The sequence below is a fragment of the Sphingomonas sp. SRS2 genome (assembly GCF_000971055.1).
GTDB lineage: Bacteria > Pseudomonadota > Alphaproteobacteria > Sphingomonadales > Sphingomonadaceae > Rhizorhabdus.
The window spans coordinates 119310-135872 of the sequence record NZ_LARW01000084.1 but is presented as its reverse complement, the minus strand read 5'-3'; the positions used below and the strand labels follow the sequence as shown (position 1 = coordinate 135872).

Genomic DNA, 16563 nt, shown 5'->3' with positions numbered 1-16563 from the left:
ACGACCCCGAAGAGACTGTTGCACTCCGGGAAGATCACCCCAGCCCTTGCTCGAAAGGCCAAGGCATGATCTGATTATCGTGACGGCATTGCCGCGCACCCCGAAGCGGGGACCTCAGCTAGAGAATATTGAGAACCTGCAGGAGTCCAACAGGCGCATGCGCCTTTACCGTTGCCGGCTGGACATGCGCGCATGCTACCCGGCCGATGATGTCGACCGAGTTGACTCCTTGATGAGGTTCTCACGCCCCGCTCCCGAGTGTCGCGGGAGCGGGGTCAGATTGCGTGCTTCGGGACAGGAAGCAAGTCCAATGTCGCAATCCGTCATCACAGAACGGCATGCTGGTGCGCGACGTACTTATGTCGGTTGCTAAACGGCTGTATCTAACGGCTGCGGGCGGTCTGCCGATTCAATAGCCGGGCGTTCGCCATACCTGTCCCCGATTTCGACGATCACCTTGAGGCTTTGCAGCGGATCGCCTTGCACGCTGAAGGCCTCGCGAATCTGCTCGAGGGCAAAGTAGTGACTTATGAGGCGTTCCATCACCGCGCGTTTGTCCACAACCATTGCGATCGCTGCCGGGAACTGCCCGCCATAACCCACCGCGCCTAGCACAGCGCTTTCCCGAAGCATCAGTTCGTGAAGGTCCAACAGAACCGGTTGCGCGTAGGAGGCAAGGATCACGGTACGCCCGCCATCGGCGATCGCATCCTGTGCTTCGAGCAACGCCGAGCCGACCCCAGCACAATCGAATATCAAGGTCGGTTTGTCGGCTTGGTCCGCGCTGCGTGGCAAAGGTTGGGCGGTATCCATCGCAGTCGCGCCTACGGCTTCGGCCGCCGCTCGCCGGAGTGGCGAAGGATCACGAACGGTAATGTCAAATACGCCCTGCGCACGGAGCGCGATCGCAACGCATAGGCCGATCGTGCCCGCGCCGAGTACCAACGCCCTGTCGTCAGGCTGCGCCTTTGCGACAGCAACGCCGTGCAGGCCTACCGCAATCGGTTCGACCAGACTAACGAGCTTAGGCGGAAGATCGACTGGCAACTTGAAGGCGGTCCGACCGAGCTCAGGTCCCGTTATTCGGAGAAATCGCGTGAACGCGCCTGGTGCGTCACCCAGGCCAAAGCGATGCACCATTGGATCGGCGGTCACATAGTCGCCGCGCGTGAAGCCGACCACGTCGGCGCCTGCTTCGGTGACGATGCCGGCGAACTCGTGCCCAGGCACAGACCCCGGCGGCAGGCTCCCGCGACGCCAGTAATTAAGGTCGGAACCGCATATGCCGCATGTTAGAACACGGATGATGAGATCGGACGCACCCAAGCGAGGGATCGGTACCTGCGCAAGCGAAAGCTCGCCCGGACCGCCGAAAACTCCCGCCAATTGCATAAGGGCTGTCATATCGTGGCCTCGTCCAGCTTCTGCGCGACGAACGCTGCCATCCGCAGCAGAGCCGACCTCGCCTCGGGAATAAGCCAAGTGAGCATCTGGAAGACATGCATCATCCCATCGGCTATCTCGATCTCGACGTCACAGCCTGCTTGTCGCGCGCGCGCGGCGACGCGCAAGCTGTCGTCGAGCAGTATCTCGTCCGAACCAACCTGCATAAACAGTGGAGGAAAACCGCCGAAGTCTCCGAACAGTGCCGACGCTTTGGGGTCGGTGGGCGGATGATCGCCGAGGTACAGCTCGGCATATTGCAGAGGCACGTCGGCGGTAAGAATAGGATCGATCCCGGCGTTACGCACAAGGCTTTCGGCCGAACAGCTGAGATCGGCCCATGCGGAGATCGTCCCAACGCAAGCCGGTGCTGCCAACCCGAGGTCGCGAAGCGTTAAAACCGTCGACAAAGCCAGCCCGCCACCTGCGGAATCGCCCACCAACGCTATCTGCTGCGGCGCGGAACCTTGAGCTAGCAAGGCGCGGTATACTGAGCAGCTGTCATCGAGGGCAGCAGGAAACGGCGCTTCCGGCGCCAGCCTATAGTCAACGAGGAATAACGCTCGCTGCGCCGCGGCTGTCAGCTCGGCTGCCATCGAGAAATGGCTTGAGGACGAACCCATGACATATCCGCCACCATGGAGGTAAAGAATAATGCCAGGCTTCGGATCTCTCGGCACAATGTACAAACCAGATACGCCGCCAATCTCGCACCGAACTGCCTCAACCTCTGCTTTCGGAGGTGGGCACATCTGATCGTAGCCGGTCCGCATCTGGGTGAGATCGGCCTCAGGTTGCGCCCATTTGCCATACGAGGCTTCTACGAGAGACTGATTGAGAGCGCTGACCATCTTCTCCTCCGTCAACCAATCTGCGAGCGGACAGGTCTTTTCAAATTACATCTTGCTTGGTGCGGAGATGCACCGCCAGGATGCTCAAAAATGCTGCAAGAACCATAGTGTAGATGCTGTTGATAGCCGCAGCCTGAAGGATGTCGCCCGAACGCCATACCCAGCCGCCGCTATCTCGAACCAAAACCGTCTCTGAGGTCGCCAGCATCAGCACCGGATATTGGAGGCCCATTAGGCCCCAGAAAGTCGATGCCTCATGCCAGTAAGAAGCAGGCATGGGATCGACGTCGCCCGAACGCGACGACAGGAATAGTGCGAAGCTTTGGAAGATCGCCCAAGCGTTTATGAACCAGCCCACATAATTGGACAGTGGCACCCCAAAATAAGCGCCGCTTTCGCGGTAGTGCCAATAGCCGCCAACAGTGGAGCCGATTGGATCGAAACACATATCGAAACCGGTCACGATACATGCAGCGATGACAGGTGCCGCGAAGATGAATGTCCTGCAGCGCACATGAGCAGTGCCGAAAATCGCGAGCACAAGCGTCCAAACGAGATAGGTCATGCCGAAATAGACCGGACCGATGATAATTGGGACTTGGAATATCTGCGGCCCCATCGCGGCCGTGTGAATATAGTAACCGAACGGGAAACCCGCCGTGACACTAAAATGCTCTGAAGTCGTGGCAATTACCGTGGCGATCACAAAGAGCACCGCGGTAGTGCCCCAGCCATAGCGGCGTGCGCCATGAAAATAGCCAAACGCTACGAGTGCAATTGTGATAACATACCAATTATAATGAGCGATCGGATTGGTCGGCCAAAATATACATGTCACGGTATAGACCATCCAGACAACTAATGCCGTCAAGGACAAGGTTTTGCACATTCGAACCGCTGCTTCCGACATTCGATGGCCTCCCGATCAGTAAATTGTGTAGCCGCCGTCTACGACCAGCGCGGAGCCATCCATGAAGCTCGCGTCGGGGCCCGCCAGAAAAAGTACAGCGTTGGCGATCTCGTCCGGGTCCGCGATCCGGCGCGCAGGCGTCGTCGCAATGAAGTTGCGAAGCGAGTCACCGCCCTGCCCATTCAACGCCTCGTCGAGCGCGGGCGTCCGGGTGATGCCCGGGCAGACCGCGTTGACGCGAACGCCCTTGGCGCCGAACTCCAGCGCCAGTTGGCGGGTCAGCCCTATCAACGCGTGCTTGGTCGACGTATAGGCCGCCCCCCCGCCACCCGCGACCAGTCCGGCGGCCGATGATATATTCACGATGGCGCCGCCGCCCTTGGCCACCATGGCGGGCAGCAGCGCTTGGCTCAGCTGAAACGGTGCTGTCAGGTTTATACCGACAATCCGTTGCCAGGTGTCGATACCGAGATCGAGGGCACCGACGCTGAAGTCATGGAGTGCCGCATTGTTCACTAGGATGTCGATTTCGCCGATAGCGTCCGCAATGCGGGACAGCAGGTCGCCGATATCGCCAGTATTTGCCAGGTCCGCCTCAATCGCGACGATCCGATCGCGCACATCGACGGGAGCGAGATCGCGCGTCTCCTCGAGAGCCGCCTGGCCGAGGCCTATCGTCAGGACATTGGCGCCTTCAGCGGCGAAACGGTGAACGATCGTACGACCTATCCCGCTGCTACCCCCAGTAACAAGCACGTGCTTTCCGGCAAATCTCGCCACGATGGACCTCTCTCGACAAAGACGGGGAGGAGGCTGCCACGACCTCCTCCCCAGGGGGAATCGTCCTACATCTTGAAGGAAAGCGACACGCCATATTCCGCGGGGCGGCCCGCATACCGGATGAGCGTATCATAGGAGAGGATCGTATTGAGGGTATAATATTTGTTGAAGACGTTCTTGCCCCAGAAGGCCAACCGCCAGCTGGAATCCGCGGCTCTGATACCGGCATTGACCCCGAACAGCGTCCGCCTTGGTACAGTGAAGTCCTGCTTGTCCTGCGCCGTGGCGGCGAGCACGGCATAGCTCTTGGACTGCGCCGACACGTCGGCTCCAAAAAAGCCACCGAGTGTATCGGTAAGTGGCATTTCATACAGGAAGTCGGCACCGAGCTGAACCTTCGGCGAGAAGGGTAAGCGCGCTCCCGCGTAGGACTGTCGCACCGGCACTCGGAGCCCGGTGGCGGGATCGGTCGCCGCGGCAACGACGCCGTTATAACTGCGAACCTCGGTGTCGAGATACGTTCCCGACATATTGATGGTCAGACCACGCACGGGCCGCATGTTCACGGAAAGTTCGGCGCCCTTCACCTTGGACTTCGGTACGTTCACCAGACCGTCGAGAAGGCCGAAAATCCCATCGACGATCTTGGCGCGGAGCTGCTTGTCCTGATAATCATAATAGAAGGCAGCACCGTTGACGGTGATCGTGCGGTTAGCAAACTGGGCCTTGAAGCCCGCTTCATAATCGAGCAGCGATTCCTGTTTGATGCTCTGGAACTGCGACCATGTCGCAGCAGCTACGTCGGGGAAGCTCCCTGCCTTATAACCCTGCGACACATTGGCATAAAGCAGGATGTCCGGATCGACCTTGTAATCGACGCCGACGCTCCACGACGTGTTGTTTTCCTTTAGACTGCCACGGAATAAGCCTGCAGTCCCGTAAGTCGACGGATCGAGCGGCAATCCGTCCGCTCCGAGTCGATTGTCGAGAACGAAGGACTGCCCCACAGTGATCGGGCGATAATTGGGATAGATGAAGCCCAGCGAACCCCAGACGATATTGAAGAACTGCGTTACGCCCAACGCACCGGGATCGGGGTAGTTTGGATCTTGCGAGTTGCTCGACACGGTGTTGCGATTGGCCTGCGTATAGCGGACGCCACCCTTCAGCGTGATCTCCGGAGTAATCTTATATTCGACATTACCGAAACCGGCGTAGTTCTTCATCTTCTGCTGGGATGCGAACAGCGACTGCGTGAAACCGTTGATCAGCGCACTGGTCGAAGCGCCGCTCAGATTGAGCGAGGATTCTCCCACCTTGGTGCTCTCGAAATTGCCGCCCACGACCCAACGGATACCGCCCGAGCCGTCATTGGCTAGACGAAGCTCCTGACTGAAGGATTTGATCCGGCCCGTCTTGTTGACGATGTCATACGCTTCCAAGGAGGTACCATCATATTCGAGATCCTTGCGCAGACGCGTATCTAAATAGGATGTGATCGATGTCGCCGTGATGCCGTCCACGACATCGTAATCGGCGCGCACGGCGGTCTGCCACAGGCGGTCGTTTGCCCTTGGCGGAAATGTGGTGTTGAAATCGGTCGCACGCGCATTGCGGGGCGTAAGTGGGTAATTCAGGATTGGCAGATCCGCCGGGACGACGCCGCCGATGCCGGGCGTGCCCGCCGGATTCTGGGGCGTGAGTTTCACGTATTGCGGGCTGGTCGGATCGCTGCGATCAAGCCAACCGTTGATGTTGAGCGAGATTTTCAGTCGGTCGCTGGCATCCCAGTCGATCAACAGGCGCGCTGCGGCGGTATCGGTCTTGCCGGTCGTCGCCTCCCGGGTGTAGCTTTTCTGCCAGTCGTCGCCCTTTACAATTTTGAATGAGGCGCGCGCACGCACGGTATCGGACAGCGGCCCGCCCACATAACCGTCTGCGCTGAACGTATTGAAACGTCCGTAGCCGATCGAGCCGCCCGCCACGAAATTATCGGTCGGCTTGGCGGCAATGAAATTGATCGCACCGCCGGTTGCATTATTGCCGAACAACGTTCCCTGTGGGCCGCGCAGCACTTCGACCCGGTCAAGATCGAAGGCTGTCAGCGTCGCGGTGGTTGGCAAGGGCAGCGGCACCTGATCGATGTAAGTGCTGACATCGGGATAGGCGGCCAGCGACGACTCGAAAAAGCCGACACCGCGCAGCGTATACACCGGCGTACCCGTCTGGCTTTGGGTATAAACCAGCCCGGGAACCGCCTGTGCAATATCGGCAAGGGTGCTAATCCGCTTGTTCGCGAGGGTCTCAGCGCTCAGCGCCGTGACCGAGAGGCCGACATCCTGGAGGCGCTGTTCGCGCTTCTGCGCCGTGACGACGATGTCGCCAATGCTGCCGCCGTCATTGGAGCTCGACTGAGGTGCTTGGGCCGCCGCTGGGACAGCTGCTTCTTGCGCAAATGACGGCGCGGCGTTGGCCGCCATCATTATAGCGAACACGCTACAGGTTGTAGCGGATTTAACATGGCCCTTGTTCGGCATCACAGGCTCCCTCCTAATTGTCGCCTTTTCGACGATGATCTTCGGATTATCTCAAAACGATAAATCCATCAAGTGGCTTGTGGCAAGCAAATTAGTTTTTATGGCCGACTTTTCTCTTGAGCGTTTGCCGCCGGCAACAATGCACATTGCCCTCCACGCCTTGATTAGGGCGCGTGGCTAGAACTGAAAATCTGCGAATCCTCGCTCGCCATCCAAGAAAATAGTCTTGGTGGTGACTAGCAAATAGCCTTTTGCGAGATTATGCGGGGTTGAGGATGGGCCGACGCTTCAGCTCTTCGTCATGTATGACAGGAAGATTTCTCGAAAATCTCTCAGCGCCTGGCCCGTGTCCGTTTTATGCGGGTTTACCAGCCATTGATAGATCAGGCCAAACACAAAGGACGACCATTGGATCGCGAACCGATCGGGCGAGATATCTGATTTGACGACGCCATCGAGCTTGGCCTCGCCGACCCAGCGACTAACATCGGTATTATAGGCAGTATGCACGGCGGCCAGCCGCTTTCTGATCAGCGGACTGCTGCCGATCGTCTCATAATAAAGCAAATACATTGCTTTGGCATGGTCGTTCCGCTCCTCAAGGAAATGAGCGACTGCATCCACAGCCGCGCTGAACGCTTCCAGACCACGCTGATTGCCGACGAACGCGTCGATTTCCGCTTTCCAGCGCCGGTCGTAGACCAGCGCCATCTCATTGAAGAGCTGCTCCTTGGATCCGAACCGGATTCCCGCCAAGCCACGACTGTAGCCGGCCTTTTCCCCGACATCCTTCAACGTCGTATTATGAGTACCACGCTCCAGAACGAGTTCGATGGCCGCATCGATCATCCGGCCATCGGAAATGCTCGTGCGTTCGGCCTGCGTCATCCGCGTTCGCTTGACCGGCTTTTTGGGAAGCTGCGTTGTAGACCGGTTCATGATATCCATTAAGTCGGAAAAGCGACGGACGTCGCTACACCTGATGCATGGCGCTCTCCGAGCGCCATGGCAATGTTTAAGGTTTAATATGCGGACAAATCGGTCGTCGTGGCATCAGGCGGAAAGACCGCCATCCGCCATCAGGATGTGCCCAGTTATATAGGAAGCGCGCTCCGACGCCAGGAAGGCAACGGCCTCCGCGATCTCGATTGCTTCGCCAAGACGCTGCAACGGCGTGGTATTCGTCGCGAAATCGAGCAACTCCTTCGCGCCGGTCGCCAGCATCGGCAGCACCATACCCGCGTTGATCACTCCCGGCCCGACTCCATTGGCTCGAATACCTTTAGGACCCTCTTCCTTGGCGATCTGGCGGATGATCGTTGCCAGAGCCGATTTCGGCGTCGACGAAAGGCCGTCGCCAGGGATCGTATGCTTGACTGCCGCGGTCACCAGCGCGGTGATGCTGCCGCCGCCATTCGCGCGCAACGCGGGAATAGTCGCCTGGGCAATATTGAAAAAGCCAAACACGTCTGCCTCAATCACGTCGCGGAATGCCTGCGGGTTCATGTCGGCGATAAACGGCGTGTCGAACAGGATGCCTGTCGCGGAGATGACGGTATGAAAATGGCCGAAAGCCTTGCCCGCAGCCTCGGCAGCGGCCTTGGTCGACGCCGGATCAGTGACGTCGCATTGCACCGCCAGGGCGCGTCCGCCCGCAGCTTCGATTAATGCCACAGCTTCGTCCGCGGCAGTCTTGCGCGAGTGATATGTCAAGACGACATTCGCGCCGCGACTGGCGATCAGCCGGCAAATTTCCTGCCCCAGCCCGCCCGAGCCCGCATAGACCAGAGCACAACCATCACGTGAAAAATCCTGGCGTTCCTGGCTCATAGCAATCTCCTAAATATTATACGTTGAAGAGGATAGGATCGGTACCTCGCCATCAAAATCAGCCCGGACCTTACCTACACTTCTTGTCTGGTGTCATAATTCTAGTTTGCAACTAGCAAGTCAAGATACACCTCATCTTCACCAGCCCATCTGTCGCGCCGCGAGATCGCGCATTATTTCCTCCGCACCACCGCCGATCGCGTTCACGCGAACCTCGCGGTAGATTCGCTCCGATTTCGAACCACGAATGAAACCGGCCCCGCCTAACGTCTGAACGGCCTCGCGGGCACAATATTCTAGCGTCTGCGTAGCCTGATTTTTAAGCATGCAAATCTGCGCGACGGGTTTTTCGCCCTGCTCGACCCGCCAGGCCAAGCTTTCGAGCATCGCCTGCGTGGCAGTGATCCGCGTCGCCATCTCGACCAGCTTGTGTCGGATAACCTGCCGCTGGATCAGCGGCTGTCCGAACGTGTGGCGATCGCGAGCATAAGCGACGGTTTCGTCCAGGCAGGCCTGAGAAAACGCGGCGCAATCGGCGGCCATGATGATCCGCTCGCCATTGAAATTATGTGCAGCGATACTGAACCCACCATTTTCCTCGCCGAGCAGATTGCCCACTGGCACCCGGACATTATCGAAATAGAGCGTCGCGGTATCCGACGACCACCAGCCCATCTTCTTCAGCGGAGTGCGGCTAAGCCCCGGCATGTTTCCTTCCAACAAAAGCAGGGACACTCCGGTACGCCCCTCACCGCCGGTCCGCACTGCGGTGGTGATGTAATCGGCGCGCATGCCGCTGGTAATGAAGGTCTTGCTGCCGTTGACGATGTAATGATCACCATCGCGCCGCGCACTCGTCCGCAGGTTGGAGACATCCGATCCGCCCGATTCCTCTGTGATGGCGAGCGCACTGATTTTCTCGCCGGACAATATGCTCGGCAGCACCCGCGCTTTCAGGGCGTCGCTCCCTGCATTGGCAATCGGCGGAGCGCCGATCGTATGGCTAAACAGACCGGCAGCAACCCCGCCTATGCCGGCCCGCGCGACCTCCTGCACCGCTATGATCTCGAAGAAAATGTCGGCGGTGAAGCCGCCATATTCCTCGGGGAAGCCCAATTGCAGCAAACCCAGTTCGGCAGCCTTGCGATAGAGATCCCGAGGGAACTCGCCCGCTTCTTCCCAAGCATCGGCATAGGGCTCGATCTCAGACTCGACCCAGCGCCGCACTGTGTCGCGGAAGGCTTCGTGCTCTTCCGTGTAATAGGGGCTCGCCGCCGCCTTTAATCCGGGAGATGACGCCTGGTTCAATGCTATTTTCCTTAGACAGCGATGGAAGAAGGGGCAGCTTGCGCAGCAAGCGCCCGATGAAAGCCGGGCCGTTCCGACAATCGGTCCAGATATTGGCTGGCCAGCAGAGAAAGCGCCTCACCCAACCCGATGATCCGCGCGAGCATCAATGCGTAGCCGACCGAAATATCGGCGATCGTGAAGCGATTGGCGGCGACGAAATCGGCTTGCTCGAGAATCCGGTCGAGCAGCTTCAATCTGCCGCGAAACCAGCGTCGATAATCTTCGACAACCTGCGGCGCACGCCGCTCCTCGGGCTCCAGGACACCATATCGCAGCACGAGCGCTTGCGGGAAGGTCAGCGTGGCCTCACCGAAATGCAGCGCGTTCAGCCAGGCAGCATAGGCGGGGTCCGCCGGATCGACGGCAAGGTCGGTCGGCCCGAAGCGGCTCACGAGATATTGGCAGATCGCGACCGATTCCGTCATCGCCGCGTCTTCCGTGACCAGGAAAGGCACCGTTCCCAAAGGATTGACCTCAAGGAAGTCGGGCGCCTTAATGCGCGGCGGAAACGGCAGCATCGTCAGATCATAGGGAATGCGAAGCTCTTCGAGCGCCCACAACGGACGGAACGACCGCGCATTCTCGCAATGAAAAAGCCGCACAGCCGACACTCGATCCAACCCCTCTCCGCTCTTTATACACCCGCCGTTTAACTTATATGTTTTGAGCTAGCAAGTGTTGACTATCGCCATCCCGGATCGTACTGGAAGGCCGATTTAATAAGGAATTAGGAGGGGGCGATTGCCTAGTCTGCAATCATCCATCATTGCCGAAAGCGCGCAATTCAAAGCCAATCGCGAGGCGCATCTGGCCCTGCTGGATCAGTTGCGCGCGATCGAGTCTCGCATTTGCGCAGCCTCGGCGCGATCAAAGGCGAAATTCGCGAAGCGCGGCCAGTTGCTGCCGAGGGAGCGGGTCGCCCTGCTGCTCGATCGCGGCGCCCCTTTCATCGAGCTCTCGACGCTCGCCGGGCTCGGCTTTCATGAAGATGACGGCGCCGATCAGGTATATGGCGGCGGCATCATCGCCGGCATCGGCCTGGTTTCAGGCCGCCGCATCATGGTTATCGCGCATGATGCAGGGATCAAGGGCGGCGCCGCGCACCCCTATGGCGTCGAAAAGCAGCTCCGCGCGCAGGAAATCGCTATCGAGAACAAGCTGCCGCTCGTCCAGCTGATCGAGAGCGCGGGCGCGAACCTGATGCTTCAGGCGGAGATGTTCGTGAACGGCGGGAAAATCTTCGCCAATCTCGCGCGCATGTCCGCGCTCGGCAATGGCGTCGTCGGCGTGGTGCACGGATCGTCGACCGCGGGCGGCGCCTATCAGGTCGGCCTGTCGGATTATACGATCATGGTCCGCGCACGATCGAAGGTGTTCCTCGCCGGACCGCCGCTGCTCAAGGCGGCGACGGGCGAGATCGCCGACGACGAGGCGCTGGGCGGTTCCGAACTGCACAGCGCGGTGACCGGCCTGGGCGACTATCTTGCTGAAAACGACGCCGACGGAATCCGCATCGCGCGCAATATCGTGGGCCGCATGCCCCGCCCGGACCGTCCGGACCGCGCCTATGCCGAACCGCTGTACGGCGCGGAAGATCTGCTGGGCATCGTTCCGACCGATCATCGCAAACCCTATGACGCGCGCGAAGTCGTGGCGCGGATCGTCGACGGTTCCGACTTCCTCGAGTTCAAGCCCCGTTACGGCACGTGGACGCTTTGCGGCCATGCGGCGATCCAGGGCCATCCCGTCGGTATCATCGGCAATAACGGGCCGATCGATGCCGACGGCGCGACCAAGGCGGCGCAATTCATCCAGCTATGCTGCCAGTCCAACACGCCCATCCTGTTCCTGCAGAACACGACCGGCTTCATGGTCGGCACCGACGCCGAACGCGCGGGCATCGTCAAGCATGGCTCGAAAATGATCCAGGCCGTGACCAACGCCACGGTCCCCAAGATCACCATTCAGCTCGGCGGCAGCTTCGGCGCGGGGCATTATGCGATGTGCGGGCGCGCCTTCGCGCCGCGCTTCATCTTCGCCTGGCCCAATAACCGCGTTTCGGTGATGGGCGGCGAGCAGGCGGCCAAGGTACTGACCATCATCGGTGAAGACAGTGCTAAAGCCCGAGGCCAGGAGCCCGACCGGGCCGCCATGGAGGCGATGTCCGAACGGCTGATCGACACATATCAACGGCAGTCGGCGGCGACCTATGCCAGCGCGCGCCTGTGGGACGATGGTATCATCGATCCGCGCGACACGCGTCGCGTCCTCGGCGAATGCCTCGCGATCTGCGAAGCCGCCGAGCAGCATGTCCTGCAGCCCAACAGCTTCGGCGTGGCGCGACTATGAGCAGGTCACCGGTCAGCATCGAGCGGCAGGGCATCGCCCTCGTAGTCACCATGGACGACCCGTCGAGCCGTAACGCGCTGAGCGACGCCATGGTCGCTGCCCTCGGCGACGCCGTGGCCGCCGCGCAGCAGGATCCGGCGGTGCGCGCCCTGGTGCTTCGTGGCGCCAATGGCAGCTTCTGCGCCGGCGGCGCGCTGAAGGGTTCGGGTGCATCGCACGATCTGGCGACGATCCGCGAAACCAACGTGCGCGGCGGAGCGCTGTTTCGCGCAATCTTCGACAGTCGCGTGCCGGTCATCGCGGTCGTCGAGGGTCCGGCCTTCGGCGGCGGCTTCGGACTTGCCTGCTGCGCCGACATCGTCATCGCGGGGCCGGATGCCAGCTTCGCCCTGTCGGAAACCTCCCTGGGGCTCGTCCCCGCGCAGATCGCACCGTTCGTCCTCCACCGGCTCGGCACGCGGACCGCGATCCGGCTGGGCGTGACCGGCGAACGATGCAACGCCGCGCAGGCTCTGTCGATCGGGCTGGCCGACCATGATGCCCGCGATGCGGCCATGGTCGAATCCATTCTAGCCGACCGCATCGCTATGATCGACAGATGCGCGCCCGGCGCCAATGCGGCCACCAAGGCCCTGTTCCATACGGCCGGCGCGATCGACGCCCAGCATTATGCCGAACATGCGGCGGATATCTTCATCGAAGCGCTGACCGGCGAGGGGCAGGAAGGGATTGCCGCCTTCGCATCGAAACGGAAGCCTTATTGGCGGGAGGACAAGGCGTGAGCGGCTTCACGAAGGTACTTGTGGCGAACCGCGGCGAGATTGCATGCCGCATCCTGCGAAGCGTTCACGCCAAGGGATATCGCAGCGTCACCATCTTCAGCGATGCCGACCGTGACGCGCCGCATGTCGCAATGGCCGATGAGGCCGTGCATATCGGCCCCGCACCGGTCACCCTATCCTATCTCGACCTCGATAGGGTGCTCAGCGCGGCACGCGCCAGCGGCGCGGATGCGATACATCCGGGCTATGGCTTCTGGTCGGAAAAGGCCGACTTCATCGAAGCCTGTCTCGCCGCCGGACTGGTCGTGATCGGCCCCGATCCGCAGTCGGTCAGGTCGATGGGCGACAAGGCGGAGGCGAAGCGGCAGATGATCGCCGCCGGCGTTCCGTGCGTTCCCGGCTATCATGGCACGGACCAGAGCGACGAACGCCTGACCCGCGAGGCGGAAGCGATCGGCTATCCGCTGATGGTGAAGGCCGCGGCGGGCGGCGGCGGCAAGGGCATGCGCCTGGTGACGGCCGAGGCGGATCTTGCGAGGGCGCTGCGTACCGCCCGATCCGAAGCGCGCAATGCCTTTGGCGACGATGTCCTTATCCTCGAGCGCGCAATCATCGAACCCCGGCATGTCGAGATCCAGGTGTTCGGCGACAGCTTCGGCAACGTCATCCATCTTGGCGAGCGCGACTGCTCGATCCAGCGCCGCCACCAGAAGGTCATCGAAGAGGCCCCCTCGCCGGCCGTCGGTTCCGAACTGCGTGAGCGGATGGGCTCGGCGGCGGTGCTGGCCGCACGATCGATCGACTATGTCGGCGCGGGCACGATCGAATTCCTGCTCGGACAGGACGGCAGCTTCTATTTCCTGGAGATGAACACCCGGCTGCAGGTCGAGCATCCGGTCACCGAACATGTCACCGGCCTCGACCTCGTCGCGTTGCAGCTCGACGTCGCCGCCGGCAAACCGCTGCCCATCACCCAGGACGATGTCCGCATCAGCGGCCATGCGATGGAGGCACGACTCTACGCCGAAGATCCGGCGAACGACTTCCTGCCGCAGACCGGGCATGTCGCGCTGTGGGAACCGGCCGCCGGTCCCGGCGTCCGCGTCGACGCGGGCATCCGCACCGGGGGTGAGGTGTCGCCCTATTACGATCCCATGCTCGCCAAGATCATCGCCTGGGGCGACGATCGCGAGGAAGCCCGTCAGCGCCTGCTGCGCGCGGTCGAGTGCACGTCGGTGCTGGGCCTGAGCACCAACAAGAGCTTCCTCGCGGCGGCATTGTCCGAACCCGAATTCGCATCGGGGCAGGCGACGACCGCTTTCATCGCACGCGCTTTTCCCGATGGCTTCGGCGGCGACGGTCCGCCGCCCCGGGATCTGATAGCGGTGTCGGCCGCATTGCTTGCGTCGCAGCATGGCGACGGCTGGGCCACCAACCGATGGATACGGAACGATATCGCGATCGAGGCCGGAAACGAGAGCTTCGCGCTATCGGTGTCGCGGTCCGGAGGACAATGGCTGGTCGATGACGGCAACGGCGATCCGATCGCCATCGTGCTGCACGGCAATGCGGGCGGCTGGATCGATTATGCCGTCGGCGCGGCACGGCGGCGGGTGCGCCATGTCCCGTCGGGCGACGGATTTTTCCTGGAAGCCGAGGGACGCGGATGGCGCTTCGTCGATTCCACCCTCGCCGGCCCCGACGACAGCGCACAGGGCAGCGATGGTGTCCTGCGGGCGCCGATGAGCGGCGTGATCACCCTGATCGGCGCCTCGGTCGGCGATCTCGTCGAGCGCGGGCAATCCCTCATGACCATGGAAGCGATGAAGATGGAGCATCAGATCACGGCTGCCGTGCGTGGCCGGATCGAGGCGGTGCATGTCGCCGCCGGCACCCAGGTGGCCAATAACGACGTGCTGATCGTCATCGCCGCCGAGGATGCGGCATGAGCAGCGATCCCGTGATCTTCGGCGGCGCCTCCGGCTTCTGGGGCGACAGCGCCATCGCCTTTCCCCAGCTGCTGCGTGCGGAACGGATCAACTATATCGTCTTCGACTTCCTCGCCGAGGTCACGATGTCGATTCTGGCGCGTGCGCGCGCGGCGAACGACGCCTTGGGCTATGCCACCGACTTCGTCAGCCAGATCGCACCCTATCTGCCCGAACTGGCCCGCCGCCGTATCCGCCTGATCAGCAATGCCGGGGGCGTGAACCCGGCCGCCTGCGCAGAGGCGATACGCCGCGAGATCGAGCGCCAGGGACTGAGCCTGCGCGTCGGCCTGGTCGAAGGCGACGGCGTGCTCGACCAGCTGGATGCACTGCGTGCGGAGGGCGTCAGGGAGATGTTCTCGGATCGCGAGATGCCGGCATCGCCATTGAGCGCCAACGCCTATCTGGGAGCGATGCCCGTCGCGGCGGCGCTGGAAGGCGGCGCGGATATCGTCGTGACCGGCCGCTGTGTCGACAGTGCCCTCGTGCTCGGCGCATGCGTGAAAGAATTCGGATGGGCTCCCGACGATTGGGACCGTCTCGCCGCGGGTTCGCTCGCGGGCCATCTTATCGAATGCGGCGCGCAAGCCAGCGGCGGCCTCTTCACCGATTGGGAACAGACCGGCGACTGGGCCGATATCGGCTATCCCATCGCCGAGATCGGTTCCGATGGATCCTGTGTGCTGACGAAGGCTGCCGGCACAGGCGGACTGGTCAGCGTGGGCACGGCCGCCGAACAACTCGTCTACGAGATCGGCGATCCCGCCAGCTATCTTCTGCCCGACGTATGTTGTGACTTCACGGGGGTGCGCCTCGAACAGGCCGGCCCCGACCGCGTGTGCGTGGACGGCGCCAGGGGCCGCCCGCCGGGGGATCGTTACAAGGTCAGCATGACCTATGAGGACGGCTACCGGCTGGGGGCGATATGGACGATCATCGGCCATGACGCCCGCCGCAAGGCCGCCAAGGTCGCCGAGGCGGTATTGCGTCGCGTCGATGGCATGCTGGCGACCAGAGGCCTCGATCCGTTCACCGCGACCGATGTCGAGATCCTCGGAAGCGAGGAAAGCTATGGTGCCAACGCGCGCTGCGACGATGCGCGCGAGGTGCTGCTGAAGATCGCCGCATCCCATCCGCGCAAGGAAGCCCTGTCGATGTTCCTTCGGGAGTTCACCTCGGCGGGAACTTCGATGGCGCCCGGCTTCACCGGGCTGGGCGGCCACCGGCCCAAGCCCATGCCGATGGTCAGGCTGTTCTCCTGTCTGATCGACAAGGGCCGCCTGTCGCCCAGAGCGTTGGTCGACGGCAAGGAAATCGCGATCCCGACTGCGCCGAACGCGGCCCTGACGCCGGCTCCGGTCGTCGATGCGCCGCCGCCGCTCCCCGACGCCGCGGCCGATGCCACGGTCACCGTTCCACTCCGGTCGCTGGCGTTCGGACGGAGCGGCGACAAGGGCGACAACGCCAATATCGGCATCATCGCGCGCGATTTCGCGGTGCTGCCCTATTTATGGGCACAGCTCAGCCCGGAAATGGTCGGCAAGACCTTCGCGCATTATGCCCCGACGAAGGTGGAACGCTTCTTCCTGCCGGGGCCGGGCGCGATCAACTTCCTGTTGCACGATTGTCTTGGCGGCGGCGGCACGGCGTCGTTGCGCAACGATCCGCAGGGCAAGGGTTTCGCCCAGATCCTGCTCGACACGCCGATCACCCTGCCCCGCGAGCTGCTTGCTTCCTGAGATT

Annotated in this window: 13 protein-coding genes; 4 read left to right on the top strand and 9 right to left on the bottom strand. The window is 61.6% G+C overall.

From position 1 onward, the window contains the following. Nucleotides 1–369: 369 nt before the first annotated feature. From WP12_RS10905 to WP12_RS10860, 9 genes are all read right to left on the bottom strand, one after another. Complete coding sequence (locus tag WP12_RS10905) at nucleotides 370–1404, bottom strand: zinc-dependent alcohol dehydrogenase (RefSeq protein WP_084691097.1); 1035 nt, start codon at nucleotides 1402–1404, stop codon at nucleotides 370–372. Continuing rightward, complete coding sequence (locus WP12_RS10900; protein WP_046193750.1) at nucleotides 1401–2294, bottom strand: alpha/beta hydrolase; 894 nt, start codon at nucleotides 2292–2294, stop codon at nucleotides 1401–1403. The genes WP12_RS10905 and WP12_RS10900 overlap by 4 nt, the downstream gene beginning before the upstream one ends. A 40-nt stretch (nucleotides 2295–2334) precedes the next feature. Further along, the gene (locus WP12_RS10895) at nucleotides 2335–3204 is read right to left on the bottom strand and encodes a carotenoid biosynthesis protein (protein ID WP_084691096.1); all 870 of its coding nucleotides are present in this window, start codon (nucleotides 3202–3204) and stop codon (nucleotides 2335–2337) included. A gap of 15 nt (nucleotides 3205–3219) precedes the next feature. Then, complete coding sequence (locus tag WP12_RS10890; RefSeq protein ID WP_046193722.1) at nucleotides 3220–3984, bottom strand: SDR family NAD(P)-dependent oxidoreductase; 765 nt, start codon at nucleotides 3982–3984, stop codon at nucleotides 3220–3222. Between the two features lie 65 nt (nucleotides 3985–4049). Continuing rightward, nucleotides 4050–6521, bottom strand: a complete 2472-nt coding sequence (locus WP12_RS10885; RefSeq protein ID WP_084691094.1) for a TonB-dependent receptor — start codon at nucleotides 6519–6521, stop codon at nucleotides 4050–4052. Nucleotides 6522–6809: 288 nt separating this feature from the next. Beyond that, nucleotides 6810–7409: a TetR/AcrR family transcriptional regulator gene (locus WP12_RS10875; RefSeq protein WP_046193749.1), complete on the bottom strand. Its 600-nt coding sequence runs from the start codon at nucleotides 7407–7409 to the stop codon at nucleotides 6810–6812. A 165-nt stretch (nucleotides 7410–7574) separates the two neighbouring features. After that, nucleotides 7575–8351: an SDR family NAD(P)-dependent oxidoreductase gene (locus WP12_RS10870; RefSeq protein ID WP_046193719.1), complete on the bottom strand. Its 777-nt coding sequence runs from the start codon at nucleotides 8349–8351 to the stop codon at nucleotides 7575–7577. 138 nt (nucleotides 8352–8489) lie between these two features. Then, nucleotides 8490–9659 (bottom strand): acyl-CoA dehydrogenase family protein, encoded by a 1170-nt coding sequence (locus tag WP12_RS10865; protein WP_046193718.1) that lies wholly within the window; start codon nucleotides 9657–9659, stop codon nucleotides 8490–8492. 11 nt (nucleotides 9660–9670) lie between these two features. Continuing rightward, a complete protein-coding gene (locus WP12_RS10860) occupies nucleotides 9671–10303 on the bottom strand; it encodes a glutathione S-transferase family protein (RefSeq protein WP_200894495.1) in 633 nt (210 codons plus the stop codon). Between the two features lie 139 nt (nucleotides 10304–10442). Between WP12_RS10860 and WP12_RS10855 the strand changes: the two genes are divergently transcribed. From WP12_RS10855 to WP12_RS10840, 4 genes are read left to right on the top strand one after another with little or no spacing between them, the layout of a single operon-like run. Further along, nucleotides 10443–12050 carry an acyl-CoA carboxylase subunit beta gene (locus WP12_RS10855; RefSeq protein WP_046193716.1) on the top strand — a complete coding sequence of 536 codons (1608 nt, stop codon included), beginning with the start codon at nucleotides 10443–10445 and terminating at the stop codon, nucleotides 12048–12050. Continuing rightward, nucleotides 12047–12832 (top strand): enoyl-CoA hydratase/isomerase family protein, encoded by a 786-nt coding sequence (locus WP12_RS10850; protein WP_046193715.1) that lies wholly within the window; start codon nucleotides 12047–12049, stop codon nucleotides 12830–12832. The genes WP12_RS10855 and WP12_RS10850 overlap by 4 nt, the downstream gene beginning before the upstream one ends. Beyond that, nucleotides 12829–14781, top strand: a complete 1953-nt coding sequence (locus WP12_RS10845; protein WP_046193714.1) for an acetyl/propionyl/methylcrotonyl-CoA carboxylase subunit alpha — start codon at nucleotides 12829–12831, stop codon at nucleotides 14779–14781. Before WP12_RS10850 ends, WP12_RS10845 begins: the two co-directional genes overlap by 4 nt. Continuing rightward, nucleotides 14778–16559 (top strand): acyclic terpene utilization AtuA family protein, encoded by a 1782-nt coding sequence (locus tag WP12_RS10840; protein ID WP_046193713.1) that lies wholly within the window; start codon nucleotides 14778–14780, stop codon nucleotides 16557–16559. The genes WP12_RS10845 and WP12_RS10840 overlap by 4 nt, the downstream gene beginning before the upstream one ends. The last annotated feature ends 4 nt before the right edge of the window (nucleotides 16560–16563 follow it).

Bases quoted from the DNA above. Each gene is read 5' to 3' on its own strand.
- WP12_RS10905 (WP_084691097.1), bottom strand. From the start codon at position 1,404: ATGACAGCCCTTATGCAATTGGCGGGAGTTTTCGGCGGTCCGGGCGAG.
- WP12_RS10900 (WP_046193750.1), bottom strand. From the start codon at position 2,294: ATGGTCAGCGCTCTCAATCAGTCTCTCGTAGAAGCCTCGTATGGCAAA.
- WP12_RS10895 (WP_084691096.1), bottom strand. From the start codon at position 3,204: ATGTCGGAAGCAGCGGTTCGAATGTGCAAAACCTTGTCCTTGACGGCA.
- WP12_RS10885 (WP_084691094.1), bottom strand. From the start codon at position 6,521: ATGCCGAACAAGGGCCATGTTAAATCCGCTACAACCTGTAGCGTGTTC.
- WP12_RS10875 (WP_046193749.1), bottom strand. From the start codon at position 7,409: ATGACGCAGGCCGAACGCACGAGCATTTCCGATGGCCGGATGATCGAT.
- WP12_RS10870 (WP_046193719.1), bottom strand. From the start codon at position 8,351: ATGAGCCAGGAACGCCAGGATTTTTCACGTGATGGTTGTGCTCTGGTC.
- WP12_RS10850 (WP_046193715.1), top strand. From the start codon at position 12,047: ATGAGCAGGTCACCGGTCAGCATCGAGCGGCAGGGCATCGCCCTCGTA.
- WP12_RS10840 (WP_046193713.1), top strand. From the start codon at position 14,778: ATGAGCAGCGATCCCGTGATCTTCGGCGGCGCCTCCGGCTTCTGGGGC.